Raw genomic sequence first — 21,129 nt, forward strand, 5'->3', positions numbered from 1 at the left:
TTATTCAGGAAAGCTGTAAGCGGGCGGGGCGATTTTTGCTACTGAAAACTTGTCGCAGCGGCGGTTACACGCCCAAACGATCCCGCATCCCGAACCATGTCATCGCCAGCACCAGCATCGGCCAGCGCAGCGCCGCGCCGCCCGGGAAGCGTGGGGTGGGCAGGCTGGCCAGCAGGTCGAACCGCTCGGCCTGACCCGCCACCGCCTCGGCCATGACCTTTCCGGCCAGCGTCGCCAACGCGACGCCGTGGCCGGAATAGCCGGAGGCCGAGAGGATGTTGGGCGTGACGCGCAAGAAGCAGGGCAGGCGGTTCATGGTGATCGCCAGCGTGCCGCCCCAGGCGTAGTCGATCTTCGCGTCCGCCAGTTGCGGATAGACCTCCAGCATCGGGCCGCGCACGGTTTTCACTATGTCGGGGAAGCGGTAGCCATAGCTCTCGCCGCCGCCGAAGAGCAGCCGGTCATCCTCGCTGAGCCGCCAGTAATTCACCACGAAGCGGGTATCGGCGACGGCAACATTCTCGCGCAGGACGGTTGCCACGCGGGCGCCAAGCGGTTCGGTCGCCACGATGAAGTTGTTGATCGGCATCACCCGCGCGGCCACCTGCGGCATCAGCCCGCCGAGATAGCCATTGGCGGCGAGGATGACATGACCCGCCTCGACATGGCCGCCTTCGGTGATGATGCGGGGGCGGGGGCCCTGCTCGATGGCCGTGACGGTGCTGCCCTCGTGCAGGCGCGCGCCCGCGGCGGCGGCGGCCTGCGCGAGGCCGATGGCGAAGTTCAGCGGGTGCAGGTGCCCGGCGCCGCGGTCGATGTCGCCGCCGCAATAGGCGTCCGAGGGCAGGATGGCCTGCAGCGCGTCCCGGTCCAATGGCTGGACCTTGTCATAGCCATAGTCGCGCTGCAGCTTTTCGGCATAGGCGCGGGCATGGGCGACTTCCGAGGGCTTGCGGCAGGCGTGGACGATGCCGGGGACGAACTGGCAGGGCATGGCGTGATCGGCGATCAGCGCCTGCACCAGCGCCTTGGCCTCTTCGCCGAGGTCCCACAGGCGACGCGCTGCCTCGGGCCCGGCGATCTGTTCCAGATCGTCCTGCTCCAGCCGTTGGCCGCTGCCGACCTGCCCGCCATTGCGGCCCGAGGCGCCAAAGCCGATGCGGTGCGCCTCGAGCAGCACCACGCTGAGGCCCCTTTGCGTCAGATGCAGCGCGGCGGACAGGCCGGTATAGCCGCCGCCGACGATGCAGACATCGGCGCGGGCGCTGCCTTGCAGCGGGGCGAAGCGCTCCAGCGGCGCGGCGGTGGCGGCATACCAGCTGGGGGGATACTCGCCCCGGTGGTCGTTGGCGAAGAGCAGGTTCATGGCTCAGACGTTCAGCAGCAGATGCTCACGCTCCCAGGGGCTGATGACCTGCAGGAACTCCTTGTATTCGTTGCGCTTCACCGACTCGTAGATGTTGCAGAACTCCACCCCCAGCACCTCGCGCACCGGCACGCATTCCGCCAGGATGTCCAGCGCGTCGCCAAGGTTGGTTGGCAGGTCATCCTCGGACATATAGGCGTCACCGAGGCATTCCGAGCGTGGCAGCTTCTTCTCCATCAGCCCCAGATAGCCGCAGGCGAGCGAGGCCGCGAAGCCGAGATAGGGGTTGCAATCCATCCCCGCCAGCCGGTTCTCCAGCCGCCGCCCCGCAGGGTCCGAGATCGGCACCCGGAGGCCGGTGGTGCGGTTGTCGCGGCCCCATTCGAGGTTGATGGGCGCAGCGAAGTCGGGGACGTAGCGGCGATAGCTGTTCACGTAGGGCGCCAGCAGCGCGATCACCGCGGGCAGGTAGGTCTGCATCCCGGCGATGAAATGCAGGAAGGTTTCCGTCTCGTTGCCATTCGGGGCCGAGAAGATGTTCTCGCCGGTCTTGGTGCTGACAACCGAGTGGTGGATATGCATGGCGCTGCCCGGCTCGCCCTCGATGGGTTTGGCCATGAAGGTGGCGAAGCAATCGTGGCGCAGGGCGGCTTCCCGGATCAGCCGCTTGAAGTAGAAGATCTCGTCGGCGAGTTCGATGGGGTCGCCGTGGTGCAGGTTGATCTCGACCTGCCCGGCGCCGCCCTCTTGCAAGATCCCGTCGATCTCGAAGCCCTGCGCCTCGGCGAAGTCGTAGATGTCGTCGATGACCTTGCCGTATTCATCGACCGCGCTCATCGAATAGGCCTGCTTGGCGGCCGCGCGGCGGCCGGATCGGCCCATCGGCGGGATGATCGGCTGGTTGGGGTCGATATTGCGCGCGACGAGGAAGAATTCCATCTCTGGCGCGACGATCGGCGACCAGCCTTGGGCGTTATACAGCTCCACGATGCGCTTCAGCACATTGCGGGGGGCGGCTTCCACCGGCTTGCCCTGCTGGTCCTTCACGTCATGGATCACCTGCAGCGTCACATCCGCCGTCCAGGGCGCGGCGCTGGCGGTGCTGTAATCGGGCGTCAGGATCATGTCGGGCTCTGTAAACGCGCCCGAGGGATTGTCGGCCCAGTCGCCGGTGATGGTCTGCAGGAAGATCGAGTTGGGCAGGAAGAAGCTGGCCTGCTTGGCGAATTTCGACGCGGGCATCGCCTTGCCGCGGGCGACGCCGGCAATGTCCGAGACGATGCACTCCACCTCATCCAGCCGGCGGCCGGCAATGTAGCTGCGGGCGGCTTCGGGGATCTTGTCCATCCAGTCGGTGGTCGAAGGCTGCATCGCCATGGGGATCACACTCTCGGTTGCTTGAAGAATTCCGCGATCTGCCGGGCGATCACGCTTGCCGAATTGGCCTCGGCCAGCCGGGCCTCGGCCGCCTCCATCAGCGGCTCTGGCACCAGGCCCTTGCCGCGCGTTTGCATCAGGCCGCGGACAAAGCCGCCGGTGAACTCCGGGTGGGCCTGCACGGTATAGGCGCGGTCGCCATAGACCAGCGCGGCGTTCTCGCAAAATTCATTGGTGCCGGCGACTTCGGCGCAGTCGGGGCGTTCCGTCACCTGATCGCGGTGCCAGGCGTTCAGCGTCAGCTTTTCGCCGCCGAAGTCGTAATCCTGCGGGCCGACGGCCCAGCCTGCGGCGTGGCGTTCGACCTTGCCGCCAAGCGCCTGCGCGATGATCTGGTGGCCAAAGCAGATGCCGACCAGAGGCACCTGCGCGGCAAAGGCTTCGCGGATGAAGGCCTCCAGCGGCGCGATGAAGGGGTGATCCTCATAGGCGCCGTGGCGCGAACCGGTGATGAGCCAGCCGTCGCACTCATGCACACCCTGCGGGAACTCCATCGCCTCCACATGGAAGGTGCGGAAGCTCAGGTCATGGTCAGCCAGAAGTGCGTGGAACATGTCCGGATAGTCACCCAGCTCATCCCGCAGGACATCGGGGGACTGGCCGGTCTGCAAGATACCGATCAGCATGGAATGCTCTTTGTTGGTCGGCCCCAACCTAACCCCGCGCAGGGTTGCTGCGCAAGGGGGAGGCCGGGGCTGGGGATCAGACGGTGTCGAGGTAGATCTCGGTCTGCTCCTCGGGCGACAACTCGGCCATGTAGCGCAGCTCTTGCCGTTTGGTCATCACGAAGTTCTCGATCAGCTCGGCCGGGAAGATGCGCTTGGTCATCGGGCAGCTGGCGAAGGCATCCAGCGCCTCGTCCCAGGTCAGCGGCAGCTGCTCCAGCCCTTGGGCATAGGCGTTGCCGACGATGGGCGGCGGCGGTTCGATCTTGTCCTCGATGCCGATCAGCGCGGCCCCCAGGATCGCGGCGATCATCAGATAGGGGTTCACGTCGCCCCCCGCCACCCGGTGCTCGATCCGCCGGGCAACGGGGCCCGAGGCGGGGATGCGCAGTGCCGCGGTGCGGTTCTCATAGGCCCAGCCGATACCGGTCGGGGCATGGGCATCGGGCACCAGCCGGTCGAAGCTGTTTTCATGCGGGGCGAAGATCAGCGTCGAGCCGGTCAGCGCGGCAAGGCAGCCACCCACCGCATGGCGCAGCCGGTCGGACCCGTCGGGGCCGCCATTGTCGAAGATGTTGCGCCCCTCGGTATCCAGAACCGAGAAATGGGTATGCATCCCGTTGCCGGACCACTGGTCATAGGGCTTGGCCATGAAGCTGGCGGCGAAACCGTGGTTGCGCGCCAGACCCTTGACCAGCATCTTGAACAGCCACGTGTCATCGGCAGCCTTCAGCGCATCGCCCTGGTGCATCAGGTTGATCTCGAATTGCCCCGGCCCGGCCTCGGAAATGGCGGTATCGGCGGGGATGTCCATCTCCTCGCAGGCGTCATAGAGCGCCGAGAAGAAGCGGTCGAAGGCGTCCAGTGCGCGCAGGGACAGAATCTCGCCCCCGGTGCGGCGCTTGCCGGATCGCGGGCTTGGCGGCACGCGCAGGGTGCGGCCGCTGTCGTCGATCAGGTAGAATTCAAGCTCGGTCGCCACCACCGGCGTCAGCCCGGCGGCCTTGTAGCGCGCCACCACGGCGGCAAGGGCCTGCCGCGGATCGCCGTCATAGGGGCGGCCATCGGTGTGGAACATCCAGATCGGCAGCAGTGCCGTCGGCGCCTCGAGCCAGGGCATCGGCATGAAGCCGCGGTCGGTGGGCAGCAACATGCCATCGACATCGCCGCTTTCGAAGACCAGCGGGCTGTCTTCGATATCCTCGCCCCAGATGTCGAGGTTCATCACCGAGAACGGAAAGCGGGTGCCTTCGGAAATCAGCTTATGCGCAAACCGCGCCGGAACCCGCTTGCCGCGGGCAATTCCGTTCAGATCCGCTGCTGCCACGCGGATCGTGCGCACCTGCGGGTGGTCTCGTAGCCAGTCCATGTCCTCACCTGACGAGTTGCGGCCTCAGCTTCAGCTTGGGCCGTTGGTTTGGGGCAAGATGCCGGTTCAGCCGCCGGTTCATCGCCCCGAAGAGCAGGATCAGAGCCAAGGTTAGCAGGATGAAATACCCTGCCACGATCGGATACGGGATGAAGGGGTTGAAGGTCTTGTCCGCGAAATATTGCGCATAGTAAAGCGCGTCGCCCTTCTGCTGAAAGGCCGGGAAGCCAGAGAAGTATACCAATGTCGTGGCGTGGAACAGGAAAATCGCCTCATTGGTATAGGCGGGCCAAGCAAGGCGCAGCATCGTCGGCCACAGAACCTTGCGGAACTTGACCCAGCCGGTCATGCCATAGGCATCGGCAGCCTCGGTATCGCCTTTGGGCACCGATTGCAGCGCGCCATAGAAGATCTCGGCCGAATAGGCGGCGGTGTTCAGGAACAGCACGAACAGCGCCCCGGCCCAGGCCTTGGTCGTCCAGCTGGTGGCGACGGTCATTCCGAAGACGTCGATCCCATTCCGGGGCAGCATGACGAAGATCTGGTAGGCGATGAAGAACTGGATGAACAGCGGCGAGCCGCGGAAGACGAAGATGAACCATTCCGCGGGCTTGCGCAGCCAGCGGCTGCGCGCCGCCTTGGCCATGGCAAGCCCGGTGGCCAGAAAGAAGCCCGTCACCAGCGCCACGATCCCGAAGTAGACGTTCCAGATCATGCCAGAACCGATCAGGGTGACCTGCTGGCAAAGGGTGAAATCGCTGCGCGGCAGCAGCCGTTCGCCAAACCCCAGCGAGCGGAAGGCGTAATCGCCGATCGTTTCCCAACAGCTCATGCCACGCCTCCTGCGGCCTTGCGCTGCGCCTCGCCCGCCGCGGTGGCCTGACCGCGGCTGAGGTTGCGCGTCAACCGGCCAAGGAGGATCTCGGAGGCGCGGGTCATGCACAGGTAGAAGACCAGCAGGGCCAGGAAGTAGTACAGCCGCCAGTCCGGGTGCGGATAGGCATAGACCGAGGTCTTGGTGCTGCCGAGCTCACGCGCCCAATAGACGATGTCGCGCACGCCAAGCAAGAACAGCAGCGGCGTCGCCTTGATCAGGATCAGCCACAGGTTCGACAGGCCGGGCAGGGCATAGATCCACATCTGCGGCACCAGCACCCGGCGGAACACCTGCTGCTGGGTCATGCCGTAGGCCTCGGCGGTCTCCAGCTGCGCGCGCGGCACGGCCTGCATCCCGCCAAGCAGAACGTTGGCGGCAAAGGCGCCGAAGACAAGCGCGAATGTGATGACGGCCAGTGCAAAGCCATAGATCTGGTGCCAGACCTGCGGGGCGTTGCCGGGCGGCACTTTCGCAGCCGGGCAGACGCGGAATTCAAGGCCCTGACGCACCGGCTCGGTCCAGTCGGGGCAGCGGATCTGGTGGAACATCCATTCGATGCCCTGATCCAGCGCGATCACGAAGAACAAGAAGAACACGATGTCGGGCACGCCCCGAACCATCGCCATGTAGCCGCGGCCCAGCAGGCTGATCGGCCAGACCGAGGACCGCGCGGCCACGGCGCCGCCAAAGCCGAAGGCGAGCGCCACAGGCGCGGTGATGGCCAGCAGCACCAGCACGGTGACAAAGGACCAATAGAAGGCGATGTGCGTCCCCGATGTCAGGTAGCACAGCAGCCAGCCAAGGCCTTCTAGCGAGGAGGGATCAGCGCAGGACGCGAACATCGGGGGTCAGCAGGCGGGATCACTCCCGCCCGCCATGTCGATCAGAAGACGAGGGCTTCGGCGCCGAACCACTTGGTGATCATCGCGTTCAGCGTGCCGTCATCCTTCATCGACTGGATGGCCACGTTGAACTTTTCCTTCAGCTCGGTGTCGCTCTCGCGCAGGCCCATGCCGACGCCGCCGCCAAGCTGCACTTCCTCGCCGGCCCAGCTGAACTCCCCGTTCGACTCGGTTACCGTCGGGACCAGATAGTCCTTGTCGGCGAACACGGCGTCGGCCTCGCCGTTGCGCACGGCCGCGACGGTTTCATCGGGGGTGGCGAACTCCAGCAGCGTGGCGCCCGACTCGGCGACATAGCCGGCCTGGATGGTGCCGACCTGCGCCGCGACGACGCCGCCCACGACATCCGCATCTGCGCTGAGCGCCGCATAAGCCGAGGTGGCCGGCGGGATGTAGTTCTGGGTGAAGTCGATCACCTCGTCCCGCTCGTCTGTGATGCTCATCCCGGCGATGATTGTGTCATAGTTGCCCGATTGCAGGTTGGGGATGATGCTGTCCCAGTCGGTAACGACCCATTCGCAGGTCAGCTCGGCGCGCTTGCACAGCTCGTCGCCCATCTCGCGCTCGAACCCGTCGACCTCGCCCTTGTCGTTGATGAAGTTGAAGGGAGGGTAGGCGCCCTCGGTGCCCATGCGGACGGTTTGCTGCGCGAGTGCAGCGCCAGAGGTCAGCGCCATGACGGCGGTCGCAAGAAGCAGTTTTTTCATTGGGTATCTCCCTGTTGAGCTTGATTGGTCATGCTGCGGCGCCTGCCCGTAGGAACTGCCGCAGTCGGTCGGTCTGTGGATTGCCGAACACCTGGTCGGGTGGCCCCTGCTCCTCGATCCGGCCAAGGTGCAGGAACACCACATGGTCGGAGAGGTCGGCGGCCAGCTTCATGTCATGGGTGACCAGCATCATGGTGCGATGCTCGCCCGCGAGGTCCTTGATAACCTTGACCACCTCTTGCTGCAATTCGGGGTCGAGCGCCGAGGTCGGCTCGTCGAACAGCAGGGCCCGCGGCTCCATGCACAGGGCGCGGGCAATGGCGGCGCGTTGCTGCTGGCCGCCCGAAAGCTGTGCGGGCCAGGCCTCGGCCTTGTCGCCGATGCCGACCTTGTCGAGATAGCGGCGCGCCGCGGCCTCGACATCGGCGCGGGGGCGGCCAAGCACCGTCACCGGCGCCTCCATCACGTTTTGCAGAACCGTCATGTGCGACCACAGGTTGAACTGCTGGAACACCATCGCAAGGTTGGTGCGGATCCGCGTCACCTGCGCGCGGTCGGCGGGGCGGCGGGCAAGGCCCTCGCCGCGCCAGGTGACCGCCTCACCTTCGAACAGGACCTCGCCCTTCTGGCTGTCTTCCAGAAGGTTGCAGCAGCGCAGCAGGGTGGATTTTCCTGACCCCGAAGAGCCGATCAGCGACACCACCTGACCGCGCTTGGCGGCGATGGACACGCCCTTGAGCACCTCAAGCTGGCCATAGCTTTTGTAAAGATCGCGGATCTCGATGACCGGGGCTGGCCCAGTTCGCAGACCCGAGGCCTCGGGGTCCGGGGCACCTGAAACCGGGGCGTCTGATACGGAGGTATCTGGGGTCAATTTTGCTATCGCTGCTATTTGTTCGGGCAAGTAGGGGGCGATTCCGGGGCGAATGCAACGGGTTCGTGCAGGGTGACCTCGGGATATGCCCGGATAACGGGCAGTTACGGGGTGGCTGCGGGCGGGTTGGGCAGCGCAAGATAGGCGGATGCCGGGATCGGCACGAAGCCGGAGATGCCGAGCGCGGCCCGTATGTCCGCGGGTAGCGCGGCGAGGGCCGCCGCAATGGCCCGGCCGTGGCGGACCGGATCGGTGCCCGCCGCGGCGATCAGGGGCAGCGCGGGGGTGGCCGGCGTCTCGGCGGTGACGCGCAGCCGGGCCGCAAGCTCCGGTTCCCATTGCACAATCCCGCGCCACGTGACCGCATCCAGCGCGGCACGGTCAGCGCGGCCCTCGGCCACGGCCAGTGCCGAGGCGCGGTGGCCGCCGGTCTCCAGAGCCGGTTGCAGGGTAATCCCCTGCGCCTGCGCCCAGAAGTAGGGCGCTGCCCAACCCGACTGGCTGTGCGGCTGGTTGATGGCAAAGCGGCCTTTGGTCAGCGCCTCCGCATCCTGCGACGCATCATCGCGGCGCGCGAGGATCACGCTGCAGTACTGCCCCGGCTCCAGCCCCGGCAGGCCATAGTCGAAGGTGCCGATCAGCGTGACGTGCCCATGCAGCCGGGTGCGGTAGGGCAGGCTGCAGGTCTGGCCAAGCACCAGCCCCGGATGCTCCCACCCGTCCCAGAGTCCGATCTGTCGGTCAAGGGTTTCGGGGGAGTCGATGCCCTCGTCTGCCAGCGCCGCACGGATGGCCGACCACAGCGCGTCATGCGCCGCTGCGGTTTCCGGCCGGTCATACATCGGCAAGCTGGCAACGTGCTGCATCACAGCCGCTTCGCTTCGATCCGCTGCCGGGCGAGGGCGGAATCGCGGTCGCTGACGCCCAGAAGGTTCGCCACCATCCGGATCAGCGCATCTTCCACGGCGTCGCGGCTGCCATCTGCCAGCGCCACGTCCCAAAGTGCCTCGAGCAGCTCGGTGCGATCCTCGTATGGCACCGCGTCCTTGAGCGAGCGGGTGAAGCGCACCGTGTCGGGCGCCTCGGATTCCAGCACCTCGGCTTCGGCGCGCAGGGCGGCGGCCTCGGGCATGGTCAGGCCCTTGCGGGTCGACAGCACCCGGTCGATGCGCACCCGCTCATCGTCATCATAATGGTCATCGGCCCGCGCCAGCCGCACCAGCAGGGCGGCAAGCGACAGATCCGCCTCGGGGGCGGGCAGGGCGGCGGGGGCGGGCGCCAGCAGGCGATTCAGGAGATCTGCGAACATGATGCGGGGGATATAGGATGCGGGCGCTGGCAGGGAAAGCCCGCCCTAACCCTCCCACCCCTCGACAATGCACAGATCGACGAGGCTGACCGGCAGGCGCAGCGCCTTGGCCGCCTGGTATTCCGGGCTGTCATAGCAGGCGCGGGCGGTGGCGAGATCGACGAATTCGATCACCACGCAGCGCGGGGCGAGGCTGCCTTCCACCACATCCTGCGGGCCGCCGCGCACGAGGAAGCGCGCGCCAAATTTGGCGAAGGCCTCGGCATTGGCGGTGCGGTAGGCCTCATAAGCGGCGGGGTCGGTCACGGTCGCATGGGCGACCCAATAGGCCTTGGGCATGATGTCCTCCGGGGTTTGAGCCATCGGTGCCTGTGGCGGCGGGGGCCGTCAAGCCCCCGCTTCTATTCGGTATTTGGGCGGCCTCAGTACTTCGACGGCACGTAGAGTTCCGGCGGCAGCACGGCGCGTTCGTAATCGGGGTTGAACACCCGGTCGGGCAGGGTGACCTCTTCATGCTCGACCGGACCGTAGGGGATCAGGCTCAGCAGGTGGTCGATGCAGTTCAGGCGGGCGCGCTTCTTGTCATTGCCCTCGACGATATACCACGGCGCCTCGGGGATGTTGGTGCGGGCCATCATCTCTTCCTTGGCCTTGGTATACTGCTCCCACCGCACGCGGCTTTGCAGGTCCATCGGCGACAGTTTCCACTGCTTCATCGGATCGTGGATCCGCATCAGGAAGCGCATCTGCTGCTCTTCGTCGGTGATCGAGAACCAGTATTTTACCACGCGAATCCCGGATCTTACCAGCATCCGCTCGAATTCCGGAACGTCGTTGAAGAACTCCTCGACCTGATCGTCCGAGGCGAAGCCCATGACTCGTTCCACGCCGGCGCGGTTGTACCAGCTGCGGTCGAAGAGGACGATTTCACCGCCTGCGGGCAGGTGGGGGACATAGCGCTGGAAGTACCATTGCGATTTTTCGCGGTCGGACGGGGCGGGCAGGGCGACGGTGCGCACGACGCGGGGGTTCAGGCGCTGGGTGATGCGCTTGATGACGCCGCCCTTGCCGGCGGAATCGCGGCCCTCGAACAGCACCACGACCTTCTCGCCGGTATGCTGGACCCAGTCCTGCAGCTTGATCAGTTCCGACTGCAGATGCATCAGCGCGTGAAAATATGTCGCGCGATCAATGGTATCGGGGTGGGTGCGCTTGTAGATCTTCGAGATCTCGAGGCTGAGCGTGCTGTCTTCCAGCTCCAGCTCATATTCCTCATCGATCGTGTCGGCCAGTTCCGCCGCCAGCCAGTCGCGGCCGGGAAGTTGGGTCGGTTCAGTCATCGCAGAGGCTCCTTCGCGCGGGTGGGGCCGGGGTAGCAGGCGGATGTGACGGAGATGTAACGGAGCGGAATGGGCGATGCAGAACCCATGCAGAAACCATGCGCATGTTATACATATGATTTTATGAGGGTGATTGGCCGCTAAGCGCCTCCAGATCACCGCGCAGATCCCCCTGTCCCCGCCCCTCCAGCAGCGCATCCACCCGGTCATGCGTGCCGCGCCAGACCGGCAGCGCGGCGACCAGCAGGTCGCGGCCGGCATCGGTCAGCACGGGCAGGCGGCCGCGCAGGTCTTCGGGGTCGGCCGTCACAAGGATCAGCCCGCGGCGTTGCAGGGGCTTCAGCGCGGCGGTCAGGGTGGTGCGGTCCATCGCCAGGAACTCGGCAAGGTCCGAGATCCGGGGCGGTGCGGGGCGGTTCAGCGACATCAGGATCGAGAACTGGCCATTGGTCAGGCCGAAGGGGCGCAGCGCATCGTCGAAGCGGCGGGCAAGGGCGCGGGCGGCGCGCTGCACCTTCAGGCACAGGCAGCGGTCCCGCACCTCCAGCGTGGTCTCGATCGGCAGGTCCGGGCGCATGGTCCTCATTCAGGTTGATATCAACCTAATAGGCTGGCACGATGCTGACATCAAGACAGATTCGGGTGCCGCCCCCCGGCGGCCCGGCAGCCAACTTGCAGGGAGGTGCATCATGGCATTCATCAGCGGATTTCTGACCCCGGTTTCCGAGGCGCGGAAGGAGGAATACATCGAGTCGGCCCGCATCGCCTGGCGGCTGTTCAAGGACTATGGCGCGCTGTCGACGCGCGAATGCTGGGGCGTCGATGTGCCGGACGGCAAGGTCACCTCCTTCCCCATGGCGGTGAAGCTGGAGCCGGGCGAGGTGGTGGTTTTTTCCTGGATCGAATGGCCGGACAAGGCCACCTGCGACGCCTGCATGGGGACGATGGAGAGTGATCCGCGCTGGAAGGAGATGACGATGCCGTTCGATGGCAAGCGGATGATGTGGGGCGGGTTCGAGGAGGTGTTTGTGGGGTGAGCGGCGGAGGAGAGGCCCTTGAATTCTCGCCCGATTTTCGTATATACAATAACACATGATCGTCTGGGATGAACCGAAGCGGCTCAGCAACCTTGCCAAGCATGGCATGGATTTCGCCGATCTGGATGAAGCGTTCTTCCTGCAGGCCGTGGTCGTCCCGGCGAAGGACGGGCGGCATATGGCGATCGGGCGGCTGGCTGATGGCACGATTGCCGTGGTGTTCGCCCTGCTTGGACGCGAAGGGCTGGCCGTGATCTCGATGCGGCCCGCCAGCCGGAAGGAAAGGAGCGTGCTATGACCGCAAAGCCGATCAGCGATGCCGAGGAAGTCAGGGTTCAGCGGAGCATCGCCAGCGACCCCGATGCACCCGAAGCCAGCGACGACCAGCTATCCCAGGCCCGGCCTTTTCCCGAGGCGTTCCCGGCGCTGGCCGAGGCTATGCGCAAGAATATGGGCGGGCGGCCCAAGGCCGAAAACCCGAAGGTGGCGGTGTCGATCCGCCTCGACCGGGATGTGGTGGAGCGGTTCAAGGCAACCGGCGCCGGCTGGCAGACGCGGATGAACGAGGCGCTGAGGGCGGCGAAGGTTTAGGTGGACGGCGGTAGTTTACGGCGTGAGGGGTTGGGATGCGAGCAGGCGAGCCTTTTTGTCGAGCCGCTCCCGGGAGGCCTTGGACACCGGTGTGACGATGTAGCCGGTTTCCAAATCTCCGATCATCATTGTGGCATCGGGCGGATCAGCGAGCCACATGACCCCGATCAAGGTACAGATGACGGCATCAAGGCGGTCTTGATCGGCTTTGCGCGGGTGCTCTAGCTGAGCACTGGCCGTCGCCCAATCAGCCATCTCGACAAGCCCGCGCTTCGAGGCATGGTCGGCGATAGAAGTGCAAACTGCCTCCCAGTCTGCCTGCTTGTACTTCGTTCTGTTGCCGGGGTTGTATTTGGGGGCTCGCTTCGGCCCGAAGAACTGATCGCTCAGCCCGGAGAGCGCCAGGGCAGGGAACACCTCGATCAGGAAGGCCCCTTGGTTTGCTGCTCGTGTCTGATGGGGATCGTCTTCGGCCCCGAGCTTGTCCTTGAAGCACCAAATTGGGGCGTTGTCGCAGAACATCCCAATCCGTGCCCGACTGGATGGCTGAACGCCGCCACCGCAGTGTTCGACGACGCTCTTGGCGATCCGCTCGACTGGGCGACACCCAGCCGCGTTCGGCACGATAGTCGGTTGGTCGAGCGCGACGACGCAGCGGGCGTATGGGGAGGCAGCGCCTTTGATCAGGGCGAGGGCTTGGCAGAACGTCACGAGTTGCGGGGGCGAGAAGACTTGCCCGCCAGACGCGCCGAATCCAGCCAGCGCAAGCGCGCCGGGCTTGCGGGGATTGTTCATCCACGCACTGTCGAACCCGCAGATCAAAGTGTCTCGAAGCACCTCACACCAACCGGCTCACCTCCACCGCCGCCCGCACGAAATCCGCAAACAGCGGATGCGGGGCGAACGGTTTCGACTTCAGCTCGGGGTGGAACTGCACGCCGATGAACCAGGGGTGGTCCCTGACCTCGACAATCTCGGGCAGGCGGTTGTCGGGGCTCATGCCCGAGAACCAGAGGCCGCATTCCTCCAGCTTGTCGCGGTATTCGATGTCCACCTCATAGCGGTGGCGGTGGCGTTCCTCGATCGTGGTGCCGCCATAGATGCGGGCGACGTTCGATCCCTCGGCCAGCATCGCGGTATAGGCGCCAAGGCGCATGGTGCCGCCCTTGTCGTCGGTCAGCTTGCGCTCGACCCGGTGGTTGCCCTGCACCCATTCCTTGAGGTGATAGACGACGGGGGTGAAGCGCTTGATGCCGGCCTCATGGTCGAACTCCTCCGAGCCGGCATTGGCGACGCCGGCGAGGTTGCGGGCAGCCTCGATCACCGCCATCTGCATGCCGAGGCAGATGCCAAGGTAGGGGATCTTGCGGGTGCGGGCAAACTCGGCGGCGCGGATCTTGCCTTCGGTGCCGCGCTCGCCAAAGCCGCCGGGGACGAGGATGGCGTGATAGCCTTCCAGCCAGGGGCCCGGATCCTCGCGCTCGAAGATCTCGGCGTCGATCCATTCGGCGCGCACGCGCACGCGGTTGGCCATGCCGCCATGGGTCAGCGCCTCGGCGATGGATTTGTAGGCGTCCCCGAGCTGGGTGTATTTGCCGACGATGGCGACGCGGACCTCGCCCTCGGCATTGACCAGCCGGTCCATCACGTCTTCCCAGCGGTCGAGATTGGGGCGCGGAGCGGGGGAGATGCCGAAGGCGTCCAGCACCGCCTGGTCGAAGCCTTCGCGGTGATAGGCCAGCGGCGCCTCATAGATCGTGGCAAGGTCGGGGGCGGCGATCACGGCTTCCTTCCGGACGTTGCAGAAGAGCGAGATCTTCTCGCGCTCCTTGGCCGGGATCGGGTGTTCCGAGCGGAGCAGCAGCACATCGGGGGCGATGCCGATGGCGCGCAGCTCCTTGACCGAGTGCTGGGTGGGCTTGGTCTTCAGCTCGCCGCTGGCGGTGACATAGGGCAGCAGCGTCAGGTGCACGAAGATGCACTGGCCGCGGGGCTTGTCCTGCGAGAACTGGCGGATCGCCTCGAAGAAGGGCAGGCCCTCGATATCGCCGACGGTGCCGCCGATCTCGCAGAGCATGAAATCGACCTCATCCTCGCCGACCGAGAGGAAGTCCTTGATCTCATTGGTGACGTGCGGGATCACCTGGATGGTCTTGCCGAGGTACTCGCCGCGGCGTTCCTTTTCCAGCACGTTGGAGTAGATGCGGCCCGAAGAGACGCTATCGGTCTTGCGGGCCGAGACGCCGGTGAAGCGCTCGTAATGGCCAAGGTCGAGGTCGGTTTCGGCGCCGTCATCGGTGACGAAGACCTCGCCATGTTCGAAGGGTGACATCGTGCCAGGATCGACGTTCAGGTAGGGATCGAGCTTGCGCAGGCGGACCGAAAAGCCGCGGGCCTGCAACAGCGCGCCGAGGGCTGCCGAGGCCAGGCCCTTGCCCAGCGACGACACGACGCCGCCGGTGATGAAGATATATCGCGCCATGGTGGGATGCTCCCGTGAAGCTCAAATTCTAGTCGAAAGCCGGTTCCGCAGAACAGGCATCACGGGAATCCACATATAACAGATTCGCGGAAAACCGCAACCGCACCGCTAGATGCTGTAAGGCAGCGGCGGAACGTCCCAAGATTTGCGATGGTTTCGGGATCGCCGCCGGGAAGGGCCGCGATCCGGGAAGGGTGGGCCCGCGCCGTCAGTCGGCAGCGGGCGGGGCCGCCGGCGCGTCCGAGGACGGCGGGGGCAACTCGATCTCCGGCAGGGCCGGGACGGCGGGTGCATCCGAGCCTTGCGAGCTGGAATTGAACTGGTCCACGACCGAGCCCGAGGACGCATCGCGCGCCGCCAGCACGGTGAGGGTGACCGAGGTGGCGATGAAGGCCGCCGCGAAGATCCAGGTCAGCTTGGACAGCGCATTGGCAGCCTGCCGGCCGGACATCACGCCCGATCCGCCGCCGCCACCGCCGCCCATGCCGAGGCCGCCGCCTTCGGATCGCTGCAGAAGCACCACGCCGATCAGCAGAAGCGCGAGGATAAGGTGGACGGTAAGAATGACGTTTTCCATGGACCCCGGGCCGTTCTTTCGATGACGCGCCTATCTAGGCGGTAGGCGCCGCGCGTGCAAGGCGTTTCGGGTGGACGTTTGGGGCGGGGCAGTTCGGCGCCCCGCCCGGCCCCGCCCGGCCCCGTCATTGCGCCGTATAGCCGCCATCGGCCAGATGATAGGATCCGGTGATGAAGCTGGCCTGATCCGACAGCAGGAAGGCGGTCAGCGTCGCCACCTCCTCGCTGCGGCCCAGCCGGCCGATCGGGTGCAGGGCGACGAGCCCGGCCTTGGCCTCGGCGGGCAGATTGTCCAGCAGCGGCGTGTCGATGAAGGCGGGGCCGACGGCATTGATGCGGATGCCGCGCGGCGCATATTCCATCGCCGCGACCTTGGTCAGCCCCACCACGCCATGCTTGGCCGCGACATAGCCGCCGGCATGGGCAAAGCCCACAGAACCGAGGATCGAGGCCATGTTGACCACCGCGCCGCCGCCCGACGCCTCGATGGCCGGCAGGCCGTAGAGCAGGCCGTAGAAGACGCCGTTGAGGTTGACGTCGATCACCTGCTTCCAGCCCTCCAGCGGGGTTTCGCCCACCGGCGTCTGCGGCCCGCCGATCCCGGCATTGTTGACCAGAAGATGCAGGCCGCCGGTTTCCGCCACCGCGAACTCGACCATCGCCTTCACTGCTGCGGGGTCGGCGACATTGCCGCCGGTGGCATGGGCCTTGCCGCCCGCTGCGGTGATGCCATCTGCCACTGCCTGCGCATGGGCTAGGTTGAGGTCTGCCACCACCACCACCGCGCCGGCCTGGGCCAGCGTTTCGGCAATGGCCGCGCCGATCCCCGATCCGGCGCCGGTGACCAGCGCCGTCTTGCCGTCAAAACGAATGTCCATGGGAAGCTCCTGTCAGGTCTGCTTGTCCTGAACAGATGGGATGTTCGGCGCCTTTGCGGAAGGGGCGGGCGGGTTTGCCGCAGGCCGCCTACCCGTCATCCCGCGGCGGGCGCCCCAGCAAACGCCCGATCAGGAAGGAGGTGCGCGGCACCCAGGCATAGGCGGTGCGGTCATCCGGCGCCGGGCGGGCGCGGCGGCGTGCGAGACCGAAAATCGCCAGCGCGACATTGCCGGCGGCCAACATCACGAACATCGAGGCCGGGCCATAGCCGCCAATCAGCGCCGAGGCGGCCAACGGCGAGGCGATGGCGCCAAGCGCGTAGAGGAACATCAGCGCCGCCGACAGCTCTACCCGCTGCGCGCTTTGCGCGAAGTCATTGGCATGGGCCGCAGCGACGGAATAGATCGGCAGGGTCGCAAAGCCGAATACCGCGGCGGCGACATAGACCGCGCCCGGCCCGGCCATCGGTGCGGCGATGGTCAACCCGCAGGCCAGCGTTGCCGCGACCGAGAGGGCGATCAGCACCGAGCGTCGGTCATAGCGGTCGGCGAGCCAGCCGATGGGCAGTTGCGCCAGCCAGCCGCCGGCCACGTAGATGGCAAGGAAATACGCGATCTCGTCCAGCGCGAGGCCGACCTTGGAGCCATAGACCGGCCCGACGAAGCGGAAGGCGGCGCCGGTGATGCCGCTGACCACCACCGCCACCGCCGCCAGCGGCGACAGCCTCCAGGCCAGCATCGGGCGCAGGCGCGGGGCGGCCGGGGTTTCGGGCTGCGCCGCACGGGTCAGCGCCATCGGCAGCAGCGCCGCGCAGCACAGGATCGCCAGCAGGTTGTACGAGGCATAGGCCGAGGGTGTCAGCCAGCCGATCATCAGCTGGCTGACCAGCGAGGCGCCCATATCGACGATCCGGTAGACGCCCATCGCCCTGCCGCGCGTCTCATTGGTGACAGAGGCTTGCAGCCAGGCCTCGACAATCGTGTAGCAGCCCGCGACCGAAAGGCCGGTGAGCATCCGCAGGCCCGCCCAGGCCCAGGGATCGACGATCATCATATGCGCGGCGATGCCGATGGTGCCCATCGCGGTGAAGGCCGAAAAGGCGCGGGCATGGCCGACCGAGCCCATCAGCCGCGGCGCCCACCAGCACCCCGCGAAGAAGCCAAGGAAATGCGCAGAGCCGAGCGTGCCGACCGCGGCGGCGGAAAAGCCGAGGTCGAGGCCGGAGATGGCGTCCAGCGGCGCGACCCCGCCCGAGCCGAGCTGGACGAAGACGACCGACAGGAACAGGGCGGCGAAGGTGATCAGCATACGCATGGTAGGGGCAACGTAGCGGGGCGCTGCGGCGGGGGGTATCCCGAAAACGGCATGGGTGGGTCGTGGGGGGAGGGTTGCCCCCTGGGTTGCCCCCGGGTTGCCTGCGCCCACCGGGCGGTTTACCGATCCCCCGGTGCCGGCGCGACCCCGGCTGCCCCCGAATCCCTGATCCTGACCCCGGAGCCCCCGATGACCCGCATGACCCTTGGCGACAGTGACATTTCCGTCTCGGCCCTCTGCCTTGGCACGATGACCTTCGGCACCCAGACGGATGAGGCCGGCGGGCATGCGCAGATGGACATGGCGCTGGATCACGGGGTGGATTTCTGGGACACGGCCGAGATGTATCCGGTGAACCCGGTCTCGGTGGAGACCATCGGCGATACCGAGGCGATCATCGGGTCATGGTTCGCCCAGCGCGGGCGCCGCGATGACGTGGTGCTGGCCACCAAGATATCGGGCAAGGGCGGCAAGGCGCGGGAGGGCGAGGCGATCAGCCCGGACTCGATCCGCCGGGCGCTGGAGGCCTCGCTGGGCCGGCTGCGCACCGACTATGTGGACCTCTACCAGTTCCACTGGCCGAACCGCGGCAGCTATCACTTCCGCCAGATCTGGAAGTTCGATGCCTCCAAACAGGACCGTGCGGCAACGCGGCAGCACATGCAGGACTGCCTCGGCACGCTGGGCGAGCTGAAGGCCGAGGGCAAGATCCGCGCCTTTGGCCTGTCGAATGAAAGCGCCTGGGGGATGGCGGAATGGCTGCGGCTGGCAGAGGCCAGCGGCGGCCCGCGGGCGCTGGCGGTGCAGAACGAATACTCGCTGCTGTGCCGGATGTATGATGGCGACATGGCAGAGCTGGGTGTGAACGAACAGGTGACGCTGCTGGCCTATTCGCCGCTGGCGACCGGGCTGCTGAGCGGGAAATACGCCCCCGATGTCACGCCCGAGGGTTCGCGCCGGGAACGCAACGGCGATCTGGGCGGGCGGATCACGCCGCGGGTCTGGGATGCGGTGGCGGCCTATGTCGATCTGGCGGCCGTGCAGGGGCTGGACCCGGTGCAGATGGCGGTGGCCTGGGTGATGGGCCGGCCCTTTCCGGTGGTGCCGATCATTGGCGCCACGACCGAGGCGCAGCTGGAACGCGTGCTGGGCGCCGCCGATATGAAACTGGCGCCGGAACTGCTGACGGCCATCGACCGGATCCACAAGGCGCATCCGATGCCGTTTTGAGGCCTTGCGCCGGGGCGGGGGATGCGCTTGCCTCGGCGCGGAAGATTGCGGGCCATCTGGCCAGAGAGGATGCCTGTGCCGAACCGCCTTGCCGCATGGATAAGGCCAGCGCTGCTGGCGGTGACGCTGGCGCTGGCCGGCTGCGGCTTGTCGCTGCCGGGGCGCGGGGGCGATGCTGCAGAGCCGGCGGTGGGGGCGATTGCCGGGGAGGTGATCGAGACCTCTGTGCTGGCGGAGGCGGGTGTCGCTGCAGCGACAGAGGTCGCCGAGCCGGCAACGGTCGCGCCTGCCGCTGCGGCAGCCGAACCCGCCGCCGACATCGCTGCACCCGAAGCCGCGCCTGTCATCCCGCCTGCGCTGAGCGCGGCTGCGGCCGCCTGCGCCAAGATCGGCGGGCGCTATGCGCCGCGCGGCACTGGCAGCAGCAGTTACGCCTGTTTCACCACGCCCCGCGATGCCGGAAAGTCCTGCAACAAGGCCGGCGATTGCAGCACCGCCTGCCTTGCCCGCTCGCTCAGCTGCGCGCCGCTGCAGCCGCTGTTCGGCTGCCATGAGGTGCTGACCGACCGCGGGCAAAGGGTGACGCAATGTCTCGACTGATCCGCCGCACAGGCTTTGCGCTGGCGCTTTTGCTCTCCGGATGCGCTGCCCAAGCGCCGCAGCAGGGGCACCGCAACCCCGCCGCCATGATCGCCTCTGCGGCGCTGTTCGATCCGGCGCGCTTTGCCGGCCCCTGGCATGTGGTCGCGGATTTCCCCGGGCCGGGCGCATCCAGCTGCGGTATCACCCGCGAGGATTGGCGGCAGACCGTGCCCGGCCGCTTCGAGGTGTCGGGCGCCGCCTGCGGGCCGCGGGGGCGGACGGGGTTTTCCGCAATGGCTGTCGTGGTCGGGCCGGGGCGGATCGACCTTTCCGCCGGCAGCACCCGGCCCGATCTGGGCGGCGAGCCGCTCTGGGTGCTGTGGATCGATGCCGACTACCGGGTGGCGGCCATCGGCACCCCCTCGGGCCGGTTCGGGATGATCCTGTCGCGCGAGTCCGCCGCGCGGGGCGACCTCTATACCGCCGCCCGCGAGGTGCTGGATTTCAACGGCTATGCGCTGGAGCGGCTGCGCCCGCGCTGAGCGCCGCCAATACGGGCAATTGGGCGCCCCAAGCGGGTTTCGCGGGGCCACGCCCCTTCACTGGCCTTGCCAGATCGCCAAAACGGGTGCTTCTACTCGGGCAAAGACGTGGGGCGCGGCAACGCCCCTAGGACGGGGACCAAAGGTGCGGGACGACACGACCGAGATCGAATGGCCGACGCTGGCGCTGATGGCGGGCTGCTATGTCACATGGGCGGCGGGCACCACCTTCGCCTGGGATCTGTGGGGGCCGCTGGGCTTTGCGCTGACGGTGCTGGCCATCGTGCTGCATTCCTCGCTTCAGCATGAGGTGCTGCATGGCCACCCCTTCGCCAATGCCGCCGCCAGTGATGCCACGGTGTTTCCCGCGCTGGGGCTCGTCTATCCCTACCGCCGCTTCCGCGACACGCATCTTGCGCATCACATGGATGAGCGGCTGACCGACCCCTATGACGATCCCGAATCCAACTACCTCGACCCTGCAGTGTGGGAGCGGTTGCCGCGCCCCGCGCAAAAACTGCTGCGGCTGAACAACGCGCTGCTGGGGCGGATGCTGCTGGGGCCGGCGATTGGCGCGGTGGTCTTCCTGCGGGCTGACTGGCGCGCGATCCGGGCCGGAGATACGACGATCCGCAAGGACTGGCTGCTGCATCTGGGCGGGGTGGCGCTGGTGCTGGTCTGGCTGCTGGCGGTGGCGGACATGCCGGTCTGGGCCTATCTGCTGGCCGTCTATGCCGCGATGTCGGTCCTGAAGATCCGCACTTTCCTGGAACACCGGGCGCATGAGCGGGCACGGGGGCGCACGGTGATTGTCGAGGACAAGGGGCCGCTGGCCTTCCTGTTCCTGAACAACAACCTGCATGTGGTGCATCACACGCACCCGAAGGTGACATGGTATCGGCTGCCCGGCATCTATGCCGCGCGGCGGGATTTCTACCTGACCAAGAATGACGGCTACCGCTATGCCTCCTATGCCGAGGTGTTCCGTAAGCATTTCTGGCGCGCGAAAGACCCGGTGCCGCATCCGCAGATGCTGCCGCGAAAGTAAGC

The 21,129-nt window shown here is 66.6% G+C and carries 25 protein-coding genes; 7 read left to right on the plus strand and 18 right to left on the minus strand.

The window, feature by feature from the left end:
* Nucleotides 1-64: 64 nt before the first annotated feature.
* The 13 genes from Q8S30_RS20490 to Q8S30_RS20550 form a co-directional block, all read right to left on the minus strand.
* Nucleotides 65-1,366, minus strand: a complete 1,302-nt coding sequence (locus Q8S30_RS20490; protein ID WP_305667877.1) for an FAD-binding oxidoreductase — start codon at nucleotides 1,364-1,366, stop codon at nucleotides 65-67.
* A gap of 3 nt (nucleotides 1,367-1,369) precedes the next feature.
* Nucleotides 1,370-2,737, minus strand: coding sequence for a glutamine synthetase family protein (locus tag Q8S30_RS20495; RefSeq protein ID WP_161347117.1), 1,368 nt, complete (start codon nucleotides 2,735-2,737; stop codon nucleotides 1,370-1,372).
* Between the two features lie 11 nt (nucleotides 2,738-2,748).
* Nucleotides 2,749-3,429 (minus strand): type 1 glutamine amidotransferase, encoded by a 681-nt coding sequence (locus tag Q8S30_RS20500; protein ID WP_305667878.1) that lies wholly within the window; start codon nucleotides 3,427-3,429, stop codon nucleotides 2,749-2,751.
* 76 nt (nucleotides 3,430-3,505) lie between these two features.
* Complete coding sequence (locus tag Q8S30_RS20505; RefSeq protein WP_305667879.1) at nucleotides 3,506-4,837, minus strand: glutamine synthetase family protein; 1,332 nt, start codon at nucleotides 4,835-4,837, stop codon at nucleotides 3,506-3,508.
* Nucleotides 4,838-4,841: 4 nt separating this feature from the next.
* On the minus strand, nucleotides 4,842-5,669 hold the full coding sequence (locus Q8S30_RS20510) for an ABC transporter permease (RefSeq protein WP_305667880.1): 828 nt from the start codon (nucleotides 5,667-5,669) through the stop codon (nucleotides 4,842-4,844).
* On the minus strand, nucleotides 5,666-6,556 hold the full coding sequence (locus Q8S30_RS20515; RefSeq protein ID WP_305667881.1) for an ABC transporter permease: 891 nt from the start codon (nucleotides 6,554-6,556) through the stop codon (nucleotides 5,666-5,668). Before Q8S30_RS20515 ends, Q8S30_RS20510 begins: the two co-directional genes overlap by 4 nt.
* A 41-nt stretch (nucleotides 6,557-6,597) precedes the next feature.
* The gene (locus tag Q8S30_RS20520) at nucleotides 6,598-7,323 is read right to left on the minus strand and encodes a transporter substrate-binding domain-containing protein (RefSeq protein ID WP_305667882.1); all 726 of its coding nucleotides are present in this window, start codon (nucleotides 7,321-7,323) and stop codon (nucleotides 6,598-6,600) included.
* A 28-nt stretch (nucleotides 7,324-7,351) separates the two neighbouring features.
* A complete protein-coding gene (locus Q8S30_RS20525; RefSeq protein ID WP_305667928.1) occupies nucleotides 7,352-8,131 on the minus strand; it encodes an ABC transporter ATP-binding protein in 780 nt (259 codons plus the stop codon).
* Between the two features lie 170 nt (nucleotides 8,132-8,301).
* A complete protein-coding gene (locus Q8S30_RS20530; protein ID WP_305667883.1) occupies nucleotides 8,302-9,063 on the minus strand; it encodes a phosphate/phosphite/phosphonate ABC transporter substrate-binding protein in 762 nt (253 codons plus the stop codon).
* The gene (locus Q8S30_RS20535) at nucleotides 9,063-9,506 is read right to left on the minus strand and encodes a TerB family tellurite resistance protein (RefSeq protein ID WP_305667884.1); all 444 of its coding nucleotides are present in this window, start codon (nucleotides 9,504-9,506) and stop codon (nucleotides 9,063-9,065) included. The genes Q8S30_RS20530 and Q8S30_RS20535 overlap by 1 nt, the downstream gene beginning before the upstream one ends.
* 45 nt (nucleotides 9,507-9,551) lie before the next feature.
* Nucleotides 9,552-9,845: a DUF1330 domain-containing protein gene (locus Q8S30_RS20540; RefSeq protein WP_305667929.1), complete on the minus strand. Its 294-nt coding sequence runs from the start codon at nucleotides 9,843-9,845 to the stop codon at nucleotides 9,552-9,554.
* Nucleotides 9,846-9,928: 83 nt separating this feature from the next.
* On the minus strand, nucleotides 9,929-10,846 hold the full coding sequence (gene ppk2, locus Q8S30_RS20545; protein WP_305667885.1) for a polyphosphate kinase 2: 918 nt from the start codon (nucleotides 10,844-10,846) through the stop codon (nucleotides 9,929-9,931).
* Between the two features lie 121 nt (nucleotides 10,847-10,967).
* The gene (locus Q8S30_RS20550; protein WP_305667930.1) at nucleotides 10,968-11,423 is read right to left on the minus strand and encodes a MarR family winged helix-turn-helix transcriptional regulator; all 456 of its coding nucleotides are present in this window, start codon (nucleotides 11,421-11,423) and stop codon (nucleotides 10,968-10,970) included.
* A gap of 112 nt (nucleotides 11,424-11,535) precedes the next feature.
* Between Q8S30_RS20550 and Q8S30_RS20555 the strand changes: the two genes are divergently transcribed.
* Genes Q8S30_RS20555 through Q8S30_RS20565 form a run of 3 tightly spaced genes read left to right on the plus strand, consistent with a single transcriptional unit; the run spans nucleotide 11,536 to nucleotide 12,474 of the window.
* Entirely contained in the window at nucleotides 11,536-11,883 is a 348-nt protein-coding gene (locus tag Q8S30_RS20555; protein WP_305667886.1) for a DUF1428 domain-containing protein, read from the plus strand.
* A 55-nt stretch (nucleotides 11,884-11,938) separates the two neighbouring features.
* A complete protein-coding gene (locus Q8S30_RS20560) occupies nucleotides 11,939-12,181 on the plus strand; it encodes a BrnT family toxin (RefSeq protein ID WP_305667887.1) in 243 nt (80 codons plus the stop codon).
* The gene (locus tag Q8S30_RS20565) at nucleotides 12,178-12,474 is read left to right on the plus strand and encodes a BrnA antitoxin family protein (protein WP_305667888.1); all 297 of its coding nucleotides are present in this window, start codon (nucleotides 12,178-12,180) and stop codon (nucleotides 12,472-12,474) included. Before Q8S30_RS20560 ends, Q8S30_RS20565 begins: the two co-directional genes overlap by 4 nt.
* A gap of 15 nt (nucleotides 12,475-12,489) precedes the next feature.
* Here the strand turns inward: Q8S30_RS20565 and Q8S30_RS20570 are convergent, their stop codons facing one another.
* The 5 genes from Q8S30_RS20570 to Q8S30_RS20590 all read right to left on the minus strand — a co-directional run bounded on the left by Q8S30_RS20570 (nucleotide 12,490) and on the right by Q8S30_RS20590 (nucleotide 17,725).
* Nucleotides 12,490-13,269: a DUF429 domain-containing protein gene (locus tag Q8S30_RS20570; protein ID WP_305667889.1), complete on the minus strand. Its 780-nt coding sequence runs from the start codon at nucleotides 13,267-13,269 to the stop codon at nucleotides 12,490-12,492.
* A 43-nt stretch (nucleotides 13,270-13,312) separates the two neighbouring features.
* Nucleotides 13,313-14,956 (minus strand): CTP synthase, encoded by a 1,644-nt coding sequence (locus tag Q8S30_RS20575; RefSeq protein WP_305667890.1) that lies wholly within the window; start codon nucleotides 14,954-14,956, stop codon nucleotides 13,313-13,315.
* 208 nt (nucleotides 14,957-15,164) lie between these two features.
* Nucleotides 15,165-15,533 carry a preprotein translocase subunit SecG gene (gene secG / locus Q8S30_RS20580; protein ID WP_305667891.1) on the minus strand — a complete coding sequence of 123 codons (369 nt, stop codon included), beginning with the start codon at nucleotides 15,531-15,533 and terminating at the stop codon, nucleotides 15,165-15,167.
* 124 nt (nucleotides 15,534-15,657) lie between these two features.
* Nucleotides 15,658-16,410: an SDR family NAD(P)-dependent oxidoreductase gene (locus tag Q8S30_RS20585; protein ID WP_305667892.1), complete on the minus strand. Its 753-nt coding sequence runs from the start codon at nucleotides 16,408-16,410 to the stop codon at nucleotides 15,658-15,660.
* A gap of 88 nt (nucleotides 16,411-16,498) precedes the next feature.
* Entirely contained in the window at nucleotides 16,499-17,725 is a 1,227-nt protein-coding gene (locus Q8S30_RS20590; protein WP_305667893.1) for an MFS transporter, read from the minus strand.
* A gap of 189 nt (nucleotides 17,726-17,914) precedes the next feature.
* Here Q8S30_RS20590 and Q8S30_RS20595 point away from each other — a divergent pair, with 189 nt between their 5' ends.
* From Q8S30_RS20595 to Q8S30_RS20610, 4 genes are all read left to right on the plus strand, one after another.
* Nucleotides 17,915-18,955, plus strand: a complete 1,041-nt coding sequence (locus tag Q8S30_RS20595; RefSeq protein ID WP_305667894.1) for an aldo/keto reductase — start codon at nucleotides 17,915-17,917, stop codon at nucleotides 18,953-18,955.
* 69 nt (nucleotides 18,956-19,024) lie between these two features.
* Complete coding sequence (locus tag Q8S30_RS20600) at nucleotides 19,025-19,555, plus strand: hypothetical protein (protein ID WP_305667895.1); 531 nt, start codon at nucleotides 19,025-19,027, stop codon at nucleotides 19,553-19,555.
* Nucleotides 19,543-20,079 (plus strand): lipocalin family protein, encoded by a 537-nt coding sequence (locus Q8S30_RS20605; protein ID WP_305667896.1) that lies wholly within the window; start codon nucleotides 19,543-19,545, stop codon nucleotides 20,077-20,079. Before Q8S30_RS20600 ends, Q8S30_RS20605 begins: the two co-directional genes overlap by 13 nt.
* Nucleotides 20,080-20,269: 190 nt before the next feature.
* Nucleotides 20,270-21,127 carry a fatty acid desaturase gene (locus tag Q8S30_RS20610; protein WP_305667931.1) on the plus strand — a complete coding sequence of 286 codons (858 nt, stop codon included), beginning with the start codon at nucleotides 20,270-20,272 and terminating at the stop codon, nucleotides 21,125-21,127.
* Nucleotides 21,128-21,129: the final 2 nt, after the last annotated feature.

The sequence above is a fragment of the Frigidibacter sp. genome (assembly GCF_030695035.1).
GTDB lineage: Bacteria > Pseudomonadota > Alphaproteobacteria > Rhodobacterales > Rhodobacteraceae > Frigidibacter.